The sequence below is a fragment of the Glaciimonas sp. OK215 genome (assembly GCF_057787885.1).
Genome location: NZ_CM173544.1, coordinates 3,995,984 through 4,010,271 on the forward strand (window position 1 = coordinate 3,995,984; position 14,288 = coordinate 4,010,271).

Consider the following 14,288-nt stretch of genomic DNA (forward strand, 5'->3'; position numbering starts at 1 on the left):
CTTTTAGTTGATGTTTACGATGCGCTCGACCAGCGCGTCAACGCCTTGGGCAATCAGGCTGTAGGTCTGACGGAATACGGCCAGGTCTTGTCGATACGGGTCGGGGATGTCGTATTTGCCGAATTCGCCAAGCCGGAACACTTTGCCTTTGGAGGTGGCATATTTTTGTTCGAGAAAGCGCTTTTGCTCCAGATCCATGACCAGGATGATATCGGCTTCACTGACCATCCAGGTCATCAGGCTCTGCGCGCGGTGTCCGCCGATGTCTATGCCCTGCTCTTGCATGATCTGGATCGAAAATGGGTCGGCCGGATAACCGATCATTGCGCCGATGCCGGCTGAACGTACCGTTTTTTCAGGCAAGGCACGCTTCAGCAAGCCCTCCGCGATAGGGCTGCGACAGATGTTGCCGATGCAGATGACCAGAATATTGCTAATCATTTTGAGGCCTGCACCGCGCTCGTCAGCGATAGCGCACTCGGCACAATCAGGTTGACGACGCGCGCCCAATTGGCGAGCCCGGAGGCATCGACATAGACCACGTCCTTGGCCTTGAGCTCAAAATTTTCTGCCAAAGCCATGGCTACCGGCGAGCGGGCGTCGAGGTTATACACGATCGGATTCATGTCTGCAGCATTGCGCACAACATAGACCTGCCGCCCTTCGGCGCTAAGCTGGTTGAGGCCGCCGGCATCCCCTAGTGCCTCATTGAGCGTCAGCCTGCCGTTACGCAGCATCAATGTTGTCGGGCGCGTTACTTCGCCCAGTACGAAGACCTTGCTTTCCTCCCGCGCAATCACGCGGACGGCATCGCCGTTTGCCAGCAGGATGCTGGATGGATTGATGCCTTTTTGTAGCAGTTGTGGAAGATTCACCCGGTAAGTTATGCCTGCGCGGCTGACGTCTACCTGGCTTTGGTCACCGGTCGGCAGGAAACCGCCTGCGCGGCTAAGCGCCTCCGGCAATGTCATCGGGAGGTCGTTGATGGTCTGGATACCCGGCGTTTTGACTTCACCATCGATATAAATACGCTTGCTGCGGTAAGCCTGCACACGCAGCGTGAGGTCCGGTTTTTTGATGTAGCGCGCCAGCCTGCCAGTAAGCAGGTTGCGTGCTTGCGCCTCAGTCAGGCCGGCAAGTTTGAGCGATCCTACATACGGAAATTGCACCAGTCCATCCTGATCGATCACAAAGCCCGGGGTGGTGGTGGCACCAGTGGCACCAGCATCGGTGCCGGGTGCGGTGATTGTCGTCGCCCCAGCCATCGCAGGAGTAGAGAGCTCAGGATGGTCCCATACCACGATGGAAAGGATATCGCCGCTGCCGATCAGATACGGCGTCGGACTCGCGACCAGTTGGCTGATGTCCTGGCTGGCTTGTTGTTCGCGTATGGCTTTTTCAGCCTGCAACAATTGCGGTGTGATGGGCTTGAGGACTGGCGTCACACCGGAATCGGCCGGCGCAGACGCATATTTGTTTTCCATACGCATGCCGGGAGCGAACGCGCATGCGGCCAACAAGGGAATCAATCCAACTATCCCCCACCTTTTGAGATGGGTTTTCGACAAAAAATGCATGAAGTTATCTAACCTGATAATGCAAGCCTGTTAAGGCTTGTTCTGTTGCACAAGCACTAGGAATACATGTCCACCACAGAACCCGGTTTACATCCAAATTTAGTACGCTAATGTTGACAAACGAATTTATAGAGATGCGCATTTTACAACACTTACCCAAACCAAATTATGGAGATGGCTGGCAATCGCTTGAAGCCCTGCGTAGACAGTAGTTTTGAACTGAAAAGATGAGGCGTTTACCCTCTATATCTGGGCGAGAGTAATGCAAGGTGCAGAGACAACCGTTTCATTAATTCAATATCGCGCAAATTTTAACATTCCTTTACTGAAATAATCTTGGGCCTTGCCAAATAATTAGGACTCGTGCGAGAAATGGCGTTTGCAAACAACAGCTTAAGGCGATGGAAGTTAAGGCGACTTGATCCGGTCAGCGTGAGGCAAGCAAAAAAACGATGGATTAGTTGGTATAAGGAAGCGCGTGCCGAGCCTATCGGACGTAGGCAGAAACGGCTGCAAAAGCAGAGAAATAACGGGATAACGCCGGTTTGTACCGGGAGAGAAAATGCGGGAACGCCTAAGGGCGTTCCCGGCGAAAATCAATGATGGGTCGTGGTCGCGTGGGAATTGCCAGAGCTACCGACAGCAGCCGCTAAACCTGCAACACCGGCGCCGATCGCGATCGATGTCCCGATACTCAGGCCGGCTGCGGTGGCTGCCGCACCTGCACCGATGGCAGCGCCGCCGGCCACGGCCGCGCCAGCGCCAACTCCGGCGCCGACCCCAGCTGCAGCTCCGGCTCCAACTGCAGTTCCAGCGCCAACTGCAGTTCCGGCGCCAACTGCAGTTCCGGCGCCAACTGCAGTTCCGGCGCCAACTGCGGTTCCGGCTCCAGCTGCAGTTCCAGCACCAACTGCGGTTCCAGCACCTGCTGCAGTTCCAGCACCTGCTGCAGTTCCAGCGCCTGCAGCGGTTCCAGTGCCAGCTGCAGTTCCAGCACCAGCTGCGGTTCCAGCGCCAGCTTCAGTGCCAGCAGCAGCGGCACCGGTCGTCGTCCCGGTTCCGCCAGTTGTACCAGCAGCAGCTGCGCCGGCCTGAGCATATGCCTCGGCGGAAAACAGGCTGAAAATAGTTGCAATAACTAGAATCTTCTTCATAAGAATATCCTTTCTTTAGTAATAGGAGGAATGGTAAGTGGGGAGTTGATTGTTGTGGCTGCTTGCATTCTAACAACAATCCTAAAAAAGTAGTTGGCTCAGTTGTTGAATTCGCCAGATTACGTGTGGGTTTGGTACACAACAAGGCGGAGCCAATGGCCGATGCTATTCAGTTAAGAAAATGTTCTTGCTGAGTAGTCCGTCAGGGGATACGTCTGTGCGTCTTCGACACGACGCTGCGCGTCTGCTCAGCCCGAACGGTTCATTGGAATTTTTTCACTGAACAGTATTAGATCCGATTGCCGTTTATTAACGATAAACAACCTGATCATCAACCATATATAGACGACATTCCTGCCCGGCATATTTTTGGCAAACGTCAAGCGCTCTTTTTTGGGGATCGGAAAACACGCTTTTATCGTCTGAACTATTTCCCCAGGCATACCCGTCGGCACCATTTTTTGAAATTGCAAAAGCGCGCGGCAAAGGTTTGGTCAGAAAGATTTGATAGGAAGCCTGCTGCTTGTCGGTGAAGCCAAGCACTTTCCCCGAACCCAAATCCGTGTATTTTTGTGGGTCAAGGTCAAGATTGGAAATGACTTTTAGCCCTTGGGCTATATTGTTTCTTGCCGCGCCCTCCACCGCCCGGCGTAACTTGGTTCGGCCGGAAGAGGCATCGCTCGGCGAGACGGAATAGGATGAAATGACGACTTTCCTTAATGCAATGCTTTTATCGGATGCCTTGACAAGCGACCATGCGGTTTCCAGATCAGCGGTATAGCCTGTTGCAACGGTAGGTTTTCTGATCTGCGTTATCGTCACTGTCAATATGTATTCCCCGCCTCCTCCCTGGATAATCCTGTTAAACAGGTTGGATTGAACAATTGAATTTTCAATCGCCGCCTGCAGGTCGGCGTCCGAGATATTCGTGCTATCCGAGGACTTCGTTTCTGCGCCGCCATAGGTCATGACAGTGACACTATGCGGTTGTTTTGCTTGTAGCGGCATACCTTGAACGGACATGGCTTCGGGTGTTGCCGGTGTTGCAGAACACCCTGCCAGAACCAGGGCCGACAAACCGAGGAAAAGAAAAAGCAGGCTCTGAAATATTGATTTCATTTCATTTCCCCTTTTTGAAAATATTGTCGATAACCTCATCCACCATTTCATGCGGATTTTTTCTTGTCAGGGATGTGTGGTAAGAGTTGCCGCTAGCCAAGGGAAAGTCACTTTTGACGTCACGGATGACGACGCTTAGCTCAAGCATATAGGCGGTGATGTCCCTTGCGTTTTCGTATTGATAGGTGACCTTGGCATCTGCGCCGGCAGACTTTTCCGGATCGGTTGTGACCGTGTAGCCTAAAGCACGAAGCTTGTCTGCGATCAGGGTATCTACGCCTTGCTGATCGTCGATAAATTTAGCCACGTGCATCGTTTTCAGGGCGCCGAGATTAACCGATGGATCAACCATCGCTGTGGCGCGATTGACGGCGCAGCCCGTTGCGATGAATGAAACCAATGCCAGGCAGGAAAAGACTTTTATAAACCTCTTCATTTCCTTCTCCCCTTGTTATTTGACTTCGATAATTCACCATGTTGACATCGGGAAATACCGACACGTGCTTCTGAAACGCTGTAAAAAAATCACATCCGGCGTTTTCATAATAGTAATTTTTTTGACATTGCAAAAGAAATAATCAAGGCCCGTTGGCATAGAAATTGTGTGTGTGTTCAATTTCTATGCCGTCAGGCCTTTTCCCCCCCTCCGCAACGGGCTTGTTTAACAGCCCGCCCATCTGGACGCGCTCTCCCTTTCTACCCTGGCGGGCGCTCTGCCAGGCTCTCACGCCAGTCGCCTGTATAGTGGAACGACGGTGCGGGTCGCTGTTCAGCGAACCAGAAATCGGTAAAGCTCATGATGCTTGGGGCAAGGAACCAGTTCGCCTCCCCGTTGGCATTCATTGCCCACCATTGCGCCGTCTTTGGCGCATGCTTCCAATCAATGTTTGGCTGCATAGTGATCACCTCATCACTTCATTGTAGCCAACTGATTTGACATGGCAATTTGTCTATTCCATTCGCCTGAATAGAATACGCCGCACCTACGCTGGCGGCCGCTCTACCAGGCTGTGGTGCCAGTCGCCGGCAAAACCAAAGCGTGGGGCCGGTATTTCATCCGCAAACCAAAAGTCCGTTCCCGCAATCACATTGGGCGGCATATGCCAATGGGCATGGCCATTGGCATCCATTGACCACCACCTGGCCCCCTCCGGTGCCTGCGTCCAATCTACTTTTGCGTGCATGATCGCCTCCCGTCATTCCATTGTAGTCAACGGATATGACATGACAATTCTGTCCAGGTGTTTCGGTGGTTTTTGACTTCAAAACGGCGCGGCGGGAAGCTGCTATTTCAAATCGTCAACGGAACGCGTGGGATGAATGCGATCAACAATCGATTTCCCTTCCTCGTAGCCAACATCCAGAGCCGCGTCTTCGTTGACAAAGGCTGCCAGCGGCTGAGAGAAAAACACCTGTTGTCCACCCACATGGATTTCAGAGCTCGGTCTGCAAACGTATCCGGTGTACCAATACGATATTCCCGGGAACGACGGACTGTGCTTGGGAAATGGATAAACGTGAATTTCGAAGCCTTTGTAATCGATGTGCTGCCACATGGCTACCTCCCTAGTGGAAAGGCAATCCTACCACGCCCAAACTTGCGGGATTGTGAGCTTGCGTGAATTTACACATGCGCAGTTTACTCGGAGAAAGCGCCGCGGTTTTTCGGGTTTTTCCTACATCCACATGCGTTGGCGATTTTTAGAATGCAGCCTGCGGTAACGAACGACAGGATCGGGACAGGTGAACGACGGAGCGGGTGCCGCGACTAATTATTGAATAGATCAAACGGAATATTTTGAGTGTGAGAAATGAGGATAAAAAGAATAGCGCTCATGTGCGCGTGAAATCATTGGCGGCGGGTGTCGTGCTCTGTGCGCTGTGGAGTTCGAGTATGGCGGGCGAAATCAATGCCTTGCGTTTTGACGACAATCTGCTCAGGTCGCTGGGGCTCGGACAAGAACAGGTCGACGACATCGTCGCGCAACACGCCAGGCCGCATGGCAAACAAGATGTCGGCGTCTATGTAAACGGAAAGTACACGGGCGTGCTGAGTATTCATTTTGGCGACGATGGCGAACCATGTTTCGACGCCGCCCTGTTAAAAATCTTCAAGATCAATCCGGAGCTGATGACCATGCGTCCTGAAAACAAATGTGTAGCCTTCAATGCCGTTTCGCAATTCAAGAGCCGCTACGCGCCGCGCGAAACGGCGCTGTATGTTGCCGCGCCGGACTATTATTTCATCAGGGATGCCGAATACGCGAATCTCCAGACTGGCGGATTGGGCGCATTCCTGAACTACAACATCAGCAGCAATTATGGCGAGTCGCGCGACACCAGCGCGGCATCGCTCAGCACGATGATGACCGCCGGCGCGAATATCCGGAACATTATCTTGCGCTCCGATTTTTCGTATTTCAGATACCGCCCATCCAGCGGACCGGGATTCAGCCGCCAAAGCGTCAACAACGCCTATGTCGAAACCGACATCGCGAACAAATACCGGACCAGGGCGGGCTACATCCCGGTCGGTAATGGCATGTTCGGCGCGGGGCAGGTGGTTGGTTTGACACTCAGCGACGATGGCGGGATGCCCGGCGGCGACACCACGGTAGATGTCAGCGGCAGCGCGACCGGGTATGCGCAGGTGGAAGTGTTGCAACAGGGCCGCATCATTTTCAGCCGACCCGTGCCTGCCGGGGCTTTCCGATTCGCGGCCGTGCCTTTGCATACCGCCTATGCTGACGCCGAAGTGGCCATACGCGAGGCAGACGGCGGCGAGCAGCGTTTCACGATCCCGCGCGCCGCCTTCACCGGCAGCAAGAATATGGCGAGCAGCTTTTCGCTGTTCGCTGGCAAACTCGATGCTAACCGCGGCGCGGTATTCGGTGCGCAATACAAGCTTCCCTTGGGGGGAACCATGCGGCCCGTGGTGGGCGGCATGGTTGCGCAAAACTACCTGGGTGTGGGGGCCGGCCTGGGGCTGGACTTGTTCTCCCATGACACGCGCGGCGATCTCAACGTGATTGCCGCGCGCAGCGGAAATAACCGCGCTCCTGGCGTCAAGGCCGCTGTGAACCTGTCCACCCAACTGATCAGCGCCAGTCCGTATTTGTCGCTGACCTGGCAAAGCCGCCAATACCGCGACTTGACGCAAAGCCGGCAGCAATCATCGCTTTCCGATGCGTCCTCCGTACTGCCCCCGCATTACAGCATCGGCGCAGGCGCCGGTATGCCGGTTGCCAAGCGGATGAGCGCTGCGTTCTCGGTATTCAGGAGCGTTTACTATAACCAGCCGTCCGGCAACAGCCTGGCGCTTTCCTCGACCTACGCTGCCGACCGTTTTACGCTCAGCGGCAATCTCGGATACGGTTGGGAAAAAGGCCGCAATTCGCAAAATACGCAACGCAACGGCGCCTGGTCCGCATCGGTGACATTGCGCATTCCCTTTAAATTGCGCGGCAGGTCCGGGACCTCATCTTCCTACGTCAGGCGCTACGGTGGCGCTACCCGGATTGGCACGAGCGTGGATCAGACCGTGACCGACAAGCTGTCGATAGGCGTCGGTGCCGACGATACGCCTGGCACGACGCGCAATAGCACGCAACACGCACAAGCATTCTGGCGTACGCCCTACGCGCATACCGGCTGGTACGCCGGCATCGATGGCGGCAGCAGGAATTTTGCGGCCAATGCGGCGGGCGCGCTGGTGGCGGCAGACAACAGGTTCGCATTCTCGTCGGCACAGATTCAGGAGACGTTTGCGATGATCGACTCTGGCGTAAAGGGTTATGTCGACGTCGATACGCCAACCAGCCGCGTCACGACGAATTACGACGGTCTGGCAGTCGCGCCGCAGTTGTTCGAAGCGCGCAGCAATGTGATCGACATCGTCACCAAAACGCTGCCCGACGGGGCTTACCTGAAGAACCCGCGCCAGGAGCTCACTGTGAGGCGCGGCGCCGTCGCCAGCGTCCATTACGCGTCCGACCAGGATCGGGTCTACCTGATACGACTGCTAACCGGCGGGGTCGCTTTTCCCATGGGGTCGAAAGTATTCACTGACAAGGGGGAATTGATCGCTTACACGGTTGACGAAAACATTCTGATGGTGAATGAGGAAAGCCTGCAGCGCCTGACGACAAGTAACGCACATATAGCTAACCCGGCCAACCCGGCCGGCGCAAGTTGCGCACTTGGCGCAGACAAGCAGCTGCGCGCATCGAAAAAATCCGACCTGATCGACATCCAGGTTTTGTGTGGAGGCGGCCATGAAAGCATTTAAAACCTCGGCGCTCGCCGCCCTGCTCCTTGCGCACAACCTGGCGGCGGCTGCGATCTTGCCGGACACGTCCGCGGTGATGATCGATGAAGCGGACAAGGAGGGCACGATAGGACTCAAGAACACCGCTGCCAGGCCCGTATTGCTGTACGCAAAAGTCATGCGCCTGAAAGACGACGAGATCGACGGCGCGCTCATTCCGGTACCGGCGGCGGTGCTGGTGCAGCCGGGAGAAACGCAAATTGTGCGCATCTTGTTTCGCAGCAACAAAAAGCTGACGCAGGAGCACATGGCGCGGGTCGTTTTCACTGGCATTCCTCCCAAGGAAGACCAGCTTGCAGGACGCGTGCGTTTTCTGATCGGTCAGGACCTGCCCATCGTCATCCGGCCCATGAATCAGGCCGCGGTTGAGCACAGATGGAAATATCTGAGATGGTTTACCGAGGAAAACAGATTATGTGTCGCCAACGATACAAAAATGGTTATTCGCTACGTCAACAACGTGTCGTTGCTGCCCATGCGCAGCACGGTCGTATTGCCGCAAGCTTATTCGCTCCCCGGCTCGAAAAATTGCGGGCCATTGCCGGAAAACTTTCAGAAAACCGCCGACATGGAAGTGCAGTTTTCCGGCATATCGGGCTACAACTACATGCTCGATGACCTGCAGCTTCCCGTTGCAACGGACGGCTTGGCAAGCCCGCAGGAAAAATCGACGTCCGAATCCGAAACGAAGGGGGCGAACAATGGATAAATAGCGCTCCCTCAAACCCGCCAGCTCCGCTCTTTTCCCGAGTCGCGAGATCGACGAACGGCAATCTGCGGCAATCAACGAACCGATGGTTCATACAATAAATTCATAAATTAAGGTGTAACAACATGCGGCTTTCCAAAGTCCTATTTTTTTCTGCGATGGCGTTGTCCTTCAACGTCCAGGCGCAGACGATTGATGTCAGCGTTAACGGCAAAACCAAACCGCCGGGTTGCAAGGCTTCCGTCAGCGGCGCGGGCATGACCTGGGGTTCTGTTTCCTGGGCTGACCTAAGCACCACGCAAATGACGACCTTGCCCAGGAAGCCGATTACATTGCAGGTGCAATGCCCGGCCGGCACCAAGATCAGGTCGGCCTTCTGGGCGGTCGATCCGAATGCATCCAGCGCCCTGACAGGGCCTAACACCCCATCCGCCAATAACGCGGGCAACCACGGCGATGCGCGTCGTATCTTCGGTCTCGGCTTGGATCCTGTTACAGGACAAAAGCTGGGTAATTTCACGATGATCAGCACAGGATCGTCCTTCGACGGCACGCCGCAGAACAAGTACCTGGGTTATATCGGCAGCGCCGATCACACCGCCACGGCTTTTGGCAAGGCGGATATAGGCTGGGCGATACCGAAGGATGAAGACTGGACGGTGTGGGACGCAACTGCCAACGCTCCCGCATCGGCCAGTATGTTTACGTTCAGCTTTGACGTCGAACCGCAATTGAATACCGCCAACAAGATTACTGCCACCCAGGAGGTGGAGTTCTCCGGGCTCGCGCAATTCAATGTGCGCTATTTCTAACGGCTAGACAGAATGTATTGACCCGGCAGGGAAATTTTGCCAGCGATAAAACATGCACGGCTACCCACATCAGCACTAACCAGACACCCCCACTGCCAAGCCGATCCTGCTGGCAGTGGGGTTTTTTGCGTACCGACCCTCTCAAAAAAACTGCGGTTTTCTCCGATTACGCCAAGCAACTATCTTGGTGACAAGCTCCATTCCCCGGCGGGCCATGAGCACGCAACGCCAAATTTAACGTTATTAACAATCAATTTCATTCAATTAGAGAAGATGCCGAGATTCTTCGTGTTTTATCAGATAAAGCGACACAGCTTCTCAGGTTTTTCCTACATCAACATTAGGCCGTACTTTCTAGAATGGAACCTGCAGTAACAAATGAGGGTTTCATCTATCGAGGCGGTTCGAATAGCGCGATCGATGCTTCCCGCAGATGAACTGTTCACTTTCTCAAAACCAATTTACAGGAATAGAAAACCCATGAAAAAAACCATCATCGGCGCAGCATTTGCCATCGCTCCATTCGTCGCCTTCGCAAACAACACCATTACCTTCCAGGGTGAAGTGAATGCTCAAACCTGTGCGGTTGGCGTCAACGGCAATGTAAATGGCGCAAGCGTGCTGCTGCCGACAGCGAAGGTCGCGGATCTGTCTGAGGCAGGCAAGACTGCAGGTCTGACCGAATTCACCGTTGGTCTGTCGGGTTGCACGGCCCCAACCGCCGACACAGCCATAGATACAAAGTTTGTCGGCAGCAACAGCATCACTCCTAACGGCAACCTCTCCAACACCGGTACCGCAGAGAACGTCAGCCTCCAGTTGCTGGATCCTGCGAAAGAGGCCGCACCATTCAAGCTGACCGCCGCTGGCTATAACGCTCCGGGTCTGGAGCTCAAGAAGGATGCCACCAGTGCGGAATATAAATTTGGCGTGCGTTACTTCGCAGAAGGTGTAGCGAAGGCAGGTACCGTGGTCGGTGCCGTGCAGTACGCGATTGCTTACAAGTAATTGCCGTTTTACTCCCGACGCGCATAGCGCGCCGGGAGCCGACAGGCCAGGCGAAGCTATCGTTGGAATCTGGCCGCGTGGCTTGTTCGAAGAAAGGAAATGTATGTCTGGGTTAGTTAGAAAAATGCTGTCGGTGTGTCTGCTCGGGTTTGCTTGCATCGTCCAGACGGCGCCAGCCTCCGCCAGCGTCGTCATCACCGGTACCCGTGTCATCTTTCCAGGCAAGGCACAGGAGCACAGCGTTCAGTTGACCAACCAGGATGACGTGCCGAATGTCGTCCAGGCTTGGGTCGATATCAATAATCCCGCCTCCACCCCAGATACCGCAGATGCGCCATTCGTGGTCACGCCTCCACTGTTCCGCATGGAACCGAAAGCCGGGCAAACCTTGCGTCTTGTATTCACCGGTCAGAATTTGCCGCAGGATCGCGAATCGGTGTTCTACCTCAATACCTTACAGATTCCGCCCATGCAGGCGGCACATGCCGGCCAGAACCAGTTTGTGGTGATGCTGCGCAATCGGGTCAAGTTGTTCTATCGGCCCGAGAGTATCGCCGGCAGCGTCGGGCAAGCATCGCAGCAGTTGCGCTTCAGCGTCGACCAGGCCGGTCCCGATTGGCGCGTAACCGTCAACAACCCTTCGGGTTATTACATTACCCTGGACAAAGCCAGTGTCGTCAGTGCCGGGCGGGAAGTCGCCTTTGCGCCGGACATGGTTGCGCCGCGATCCGAGACGAGTTATCGCATCAAGGACGCCGGCCGCCTTGCGGATCGAAACCTGCGCGTGAAATTCAAATTCCTGAACGACTACGGCAGTAGCGTCGATGGCGACTACCTGATTCAGCCGTAAAGCGAAAATTTCCCCATGATTATAGTTATACAAAGTCGCGTGGCGCGGCAATCGCGCCACGCCGGGCATCGCCGCCGCTATTTGTGTGCTGCCATTGCCGCGGCACTGGCGCTGCCTGCGCTCCAGGCATCTGCGGCAACCTCAACGCCAGCCTCGGAGCGGGCCACGCTGGCCTATGGCTTCGACAGCAGCCTGTTGCTGGGCACCTCGCTCGGCGCGGGCGGCCTTGAGCGTTTCAATCGGGCCAACGTGGTCGATCCCGGCAGCTACCAGGTCGACATCTCTGTCAACGGCGTTTTTCGCGCCAGAAAGACCGTGGAATTCCGTTCCGCTGCAGACGGCAGCGTGTTCCCCTGCCTGGATAACGCGTTCCTGATCGCATCCGGCGTGCGTGCGGACAGCATTTCCGCTGAACAGTCGGCACCCGCTGCCGATCGGGACCAAGCGGCGGATTGCCGCCCGCTGGAACAACGCGTTGCGGGCGCCGGCAGCAGTTTCGATTTTTCTCGCCTGCGCCTGGATATTTCCATCCCGCAGTTGCTGATGACGCGTGTGCCGCGCGGCGCCGTGAGCCCTGGCGACCTGGATGCCGGCGAGACCATGGCGTTCGTCAACTATGACAGCAGCTACTACCGCTACAGTGCAACCGGCCGGGTCAACGATTATTCCTACCTGGGCCTGAATTCCGGCGTCAACCTGGGATTGTGGCGTTTGCGCCAGCAATCGAACTATCGTTATACAAGCGGACCCAGCAACAGCGGCGGACACTGGCATTCGATCCGGGCCTACGCGCAACGCGCCTTGCCCGCACTCCAGAGCGAGCTCACCGTCGGGGAAAGCTATACGAGTGGCAGCCTGTTCAGCGGCGTGGGTTTCCGCGGCGTCCAGATCGGGACCGACGAGCGCATGCTGCCCGCCTCGCAGAGCGGATACGCGCCGGTGGTGCGCGGTGTCGCCTTGACCAATGCACGCGTCGTGATTCGTCAGGGCGGGCACCAGATTTACCAGACCACCGTGGCGCCGGGACCTTTCCTGATCGAGGATCTGTATTCCACCAGCTACCAGGGCGATCTGGAGGTCGAGGTGGCCGAGGCGGATGGGCGTGTCGCCCGCTTTACCGTCCCCTTCTCGGCCGTGCCGGATTCCATGCGCCCTGGCACTTCACGTTACGGCGTCACGCTCGGCCAGGTGCGCGATGTGGCGGATAGCCGGGCGGTTTTCACCGATATGACCTATCAGCGCGGGCTGACCAACGCGCTGACCGCCAACGTGGGCGCCCGGCTTGCCAGCGACTATCAGGCTTTCCTGGTCGGCGCCGTGATGGGGACATCCGTCGGCGCATTCGGGGTCAACACAACCTATTCGCTGGCCAAAGACGTCGATGGCAAAGCTGTCAAAGGCGGGCGTGCCGCGCTGACCTACAGCCATACGTTCCAGCCGACCTCGACCACATTTTCGCTGGCGGGCTATCGTTATTCGACCCGCGGCTACCGGGATCTGGTCGATGCCCTGGGCGCGCGGAGTGCGCATGACAAAGGCGAGACCTGGTCTTCAAGCAGCTATCAGCAGCGCAACCAGTTCACGGCGAATATCAGCCAGAACTTCGACCGTTACGGACAGCTCTCGCTGTCGGCATCGGCCAGCGATTACTACGGCGCCAAGAGCCCCGACACCCAGCTGCAATTCAACTATGCCAACACCTATCGGTCGATCAGCTACAACCTGTCGTTTGCACGCCAGCGCACGGCCTCGCTGTATGACCGGCGCCGGAATCTCGCCGGCCAGACGCCAGCCACCGTCAGAGAGGGCAAGACCAGCAACGCGGTGATGCTCTCGGTCTCGATGCCGTTCGGTTCGTTCGGTTCCGGGTCGCGTGCTGCCTCGGTTTCCGGCGGCGTCACACATAGCGGCGGCGTCAGCAGCTATCAGGCGTCGGTTTCCGGGATCGTGGACGAGGCGCAGACGCTCAGCTATAGCGCGAATGTGTCGGGCGCAACGCAGGGGGCGAGTTCCAGCGCCAGTGCGAGTCTCCAGAAGAGCTTCCCTATTGCGACGGTTGGCGGCAATTATTCCCTGGGGCAAGGCTTCTGGCAGGCCAGTGCGAATGCCCGCGGGGCTGCTGTGGCCCACGCCGGCGGCCTGACGCTCGGCCCTTATCTGGGCGAAACGTTCGGCCTGGTGGAGGCGAAAGGCGCCAGCGGTGCCGCCGTGCGGAATAGCCAGGGAGCCAGGATCGACCGCTTCGGCTATGCGCTGATTCCGTCGCTAACCGCCTATCGCTACAACGACATCGCCCTGGATGCGCAGGGTATCGGCCGCAACGTCGAACTCGACGGCAACCAGCAACGCGTAGCGCCCTATGCCGGCGCTGCGGTCAAGCTCAACTTTGCGACCCGGACCGGCTATGCGCTGCTGGTGAAAGCGGCGCTGGCGGACGGTTCGCCGTTACCGCTCGGCGCCAATGTTTACGCCGGCGACGATGGCGCCAGCATCGGCATGGTGGGACAGGGAGGGCAAGTGTATGCCCGCGCCGCGGCGGAGCAAGGCCGGCTGCGCGTCAAGTGGGGCGAGTTGCGCGCCGAGCAATGCGAAATTCGCTACGATCTGGGCGGACGTAAACTGGATCAGGCGCTGTATAGAGTGAATTCCAGTTGCGTTTCCCTTGGAGCTACAGAATGATGATTTCTTATCGAGACACCATGCGCTGTGCGCTGACGCGACACTATTCGGGA

The 14,288-nt window shown here is 56.5% G+C and carries 14 protein-coding genes; 6 read left to right on the forward strand and 8 right to left on the reverse strand.

The window, feature by feature from the left end; genetic code table 11:
* Positions 1-3 precede the first annotated feature (3 nt).
* The 8 genes from AC3CHX_RS18440 to AC3CHX_RS18475 all read right to left on the reverse strand — a co-directional run bounded on the left by AC3CHX_RS18440 (position 4) and on the right by AC3CHX_RS18475 (position 5,406).
* Positions 4-441, reverse strand: a complete 438-nt coding sequence (locus tag AC3CHX_RS18440; RefSeq protein WP_488629479.1) for a low molecular weight protein-tyrosine-phosphatase — start codon at positions 439-441, stop codon at positions 4-6.
* Complete coding sequence (locus AC3CHX_RS18445) at positions 438-1,484, reverse strand: polysaccharide biosynthesis/export family protein (RefSeq protein ID WP_488629480.1); 1,047 nt, start codon at positions 1,482-1,484, stop codon at positions 438-440. The genes AC3CHX_RS18440 and AC3CHX_RS18445 overlap by 4 nt, the downstream gene beginning before the upstream one ends.
* Positions 1,485-2,271: 787 nt before the next feature.
* Positions 2,272-2,676 carry a hypothetical protein gene (locus tag AC3CHX_RS18450; protein ID WP_488629481.1) on the reverse strand — a complete coding sequence of 135 codons (405 nt, stop codon included), beginning with the start codon at positions 2,674-2,676 and terminating at the stop codon, positions 2,272-2,274.
* Positions 2,677-3,040: 364 nt separating this feature from the next.
* A complete protein-coding gene (locus tag AC3CHX_RS18455) occupies positions 3,041-3,850 on the reverse strand; it encodes a hypothetical protein (RefSeq protein WP_488629482.1) in 810 nt (269 codons plus the stop codon).
* Between the two features lies 1 nt (position 3,851).
* Positions 3,852-4,286, reverse strand: coding sequence for a hypothetical protein (locus tag AC3CHX_RS18460; RefSeq protein ID WP_488629483.1), 435 nt, complete (start codon positions 4,284-4,286; stop codon positions 3,852-3,854).
* Between the two features lie 260 nt (positions 4,287-4,546).
* Complete coding sequence (locus AC3CHX_RS18465; RefSeq protein ID WP_488629484.1) at positions 4,547-4,747, reverse strand: hypothetical protein; 201 nt, start codon at positions 4,745-4,747, stop codon at positions 4,547-4,549.
* Positions 4,748-4,833: 86 nt separating this feature from the next.
* Positions 4,834-5,034: a hypothetical protein gene (locus AC3CHX_RS18470; RefSeq protein ID WP_488629485.1), complete on the reverse strand. Its 201-nt coding sequence runs from the start codon at positions 5,032-5,034 to the stop codon at positions 4,834-4,836.
* A gap of 102 nt (positions 5,035-5,136) precedes the next feature.
* Positions 5,137-5,406 (reverse strand): hypothetical protein, encoded by a 270-nt coding sequence (locus AC3CHX_RS18475; protein ID WP_488629486.1) that lies wholly within the window; start codon positions 5,404-5,406, stop codon positions 5,137-5,139.
* 338 nt (positions 5,407-5,744) lie between these two features.
* On the opposite strand from AC3CHX_RS18475, the gene AC3CHX_RS18480 reads away from it, so the two are divergent.
* The 6 genes from AC3CHX_RS18480 to AC3CHX_RS18505 all read left to right on the forward strand — a co-directional run bounded on the left by AC3CHX_RS18480 (position 5,745) and on the right by AC3CHX_RS18505 (position 14,235).
* The gene (locus AC3CHX_RS18480; protein WP_488629487.1) at positions 5,745-8,138 is read left to right on the forward strand and encodes a fimbria/pilus outer membrane usher protein; all 2,394 of its coding nucleotides are present in this window, start codon (positions 5,745-5,747) and stop codon (positions 8,136-8,138) included.
* On the forward strand, positions 8,125-8,886 hold the full coding sequence (locus AC3CHX_RS18485) for a fimbria/pilus periplasmic chaperone (RefSeq protein WP_488629488.1): 762 nt from the start codon (positions 8,125-8,127) through the stop codon (positions 8,884-8,886). The genes AC3CHX_RS18480 and AC3CHX_RS18485 overlap by 14 nt, the downstream gene beginning before the upstream one ends.
* A 125-nt stretch (positions 8,887-9,011) precedes the next feature.
* Positions 9,012-9,698 carry a DUF1120 domain-containing protein gene (locus tag AC3CHX_RS18490; protein WP_488629489.1) on the forward strand — a complete coding sequence of 229 codons (687 nt, stop codon included), beginning with the start codon at positions 9,012-9,014 and terminating at the stop codon, positions 9,696-9,698.
* Between the two features lie 480 nt (positions 9,699-10,178).
* Positions 10,179-10,706, forward strand: coding sequence for a fimbrial protein (locus tag AC3CHX_RS18495; protein ID WP_488629490.1), 528 nt, complete (start codon positions 10,179-10,181; stop codon positions 10,704-10,706).
* 103 nt (positions 10,707-10,809) lie between these two features.
* Positions 10,810-11,556: a fimbrial biogenesis chaperone gene (locus tag AC3CHX_RS18500; RefSeq protein ID WP_488629491.1), complete on the forward strand. Its 747-nt coding sequence runs from the start codon at positions 10,810-10,812 to the stop codon at positions 11,554-11,556.
* Positions 11,557-11,571: 15 nt separating this feature from the next.
* Positions 11,572-14,235, forward strand: a complete 2,664-nt coding sequence (locus AC3CHX_RS18505) for a fimbria/pilus outer membrane usher protein (RefSeq protein WP_488629492.1) — start codon at positions 11,572-11,574, stop codon at positions 14,233-14,235.
* Positions 14,236-14,288: the final 53 nt, after the last annotated feature.

What these genes read in the sequence shown, in the direction of transcription:
- AC3CHX_RS18475 (WP_488629486.1), bottom strand. Translation starts at nt 5,406, where the DNA reads ATGTGGCAGCACATCGATTACAAAGGCTTCGAAATTCACGTTTATCCA.
- AC3CHX_RS18495 (WP_488629490.1), top strand. Translation starts at nt 10,179, where the DNA reads ATGAAAAAAACCATCATCGGCGCAGCATTTGCCATCGCTCCATTCGTC.
- AC3CHX_RS18460 (WP_488629483.1), bottom strand. Translation starts at nt 4,286, where the DNA reads ATGAAGAGGTTTATAAAAGTCTTTTCCTGCCTGGCATTGGTTTCATTC.
- AC3CHX_RS18450 (WP_488629481.1), bottom strand. Translation starts at nt 2,676, where the DNA reads ATGCTCAGGCCGGCGCAGCTGCTGCTGGTACAACTGGCGGAACCGGGA.
- AC3CHX_RS18440 (WP_488629479.1), bottom strand. Translation starts at nt 441, where the DNA reads ATGATTAGCAATATTCTGGTCATCTGCATCGGCAACATCTGTCGCAGC.
- AC3CHX_RS18465 (WP_488629484.1), bottom strand. Translation starts at nt 4,747, where the DNA reads ATGCAGCCAAACATTGATTGGAAGCATGCGCCAAAGACGGCGCAATGG.
- AC3CHX_RS18480 (WP_488629487.1), top strand. Translation starts at nt 5,745, where the DNA reads ATGGCGGGCGAAATCAATGCCTTGCGTTTTGACGACAATCTGCTCAGG.
- AC3CHX_RS18455 (WP_488629482.1), bottom strand. Translation starts at nt 3,850, where the DNA reads ATGAAATCAATATTTCAGAGCCTGCTTTTTCTTTTCCTCGGTTTGTCG.
- AC3CHX_RS18505 (WP_488629492.1), top strand. Translation starts at nt 11,572, where the DNA reads ATGATTATAGTTATACAAAGTCGCGTGGCGCGGCAATCGCGCCACGCC.
- AC3CHX_RS18470 (WP_488629485.1), bottom strand. Translation starts at nt 5,034, where the DNA reads ATGCACGCAAAAGTAGATTGGACGCAGGCACCGGAGGGGGCCAGGTGG.
- AC3CHX_RS18500 (WP_488629491.1), top strand. Translation starts at nt 10,810, where the DNA reads ATGTCTGGGTTAGTTAGAAAAATGCTGTCGGTGTGTCTGCTCGGGTTT.
- AC3CHX_RS18490 (WP_488629489.1), top strand. Translation starts at nt 9,012, where the DNA reads ATGCGGCTTTCCAAAGTCCTATTTTTTTCTGCGATGGCGTTGTCCTTC.
- AC3CHX_RS18445 (WP_488629480.1), bottom strand. Translation starts at nt 1,484, where the DNA reads ATGGAAAACAAATATGCGTCTGCGCCGGCCGATTCCGGTGTGACGCCA.
- AC3CHX_RS18485 (WP_488629488.1), top strand. Translation starts at nt 8,125, where the DNA reads ATGAAAGCATTTAAAACCTCGGCGCTCGCCGCCCTGCTCCTTGCGCAC.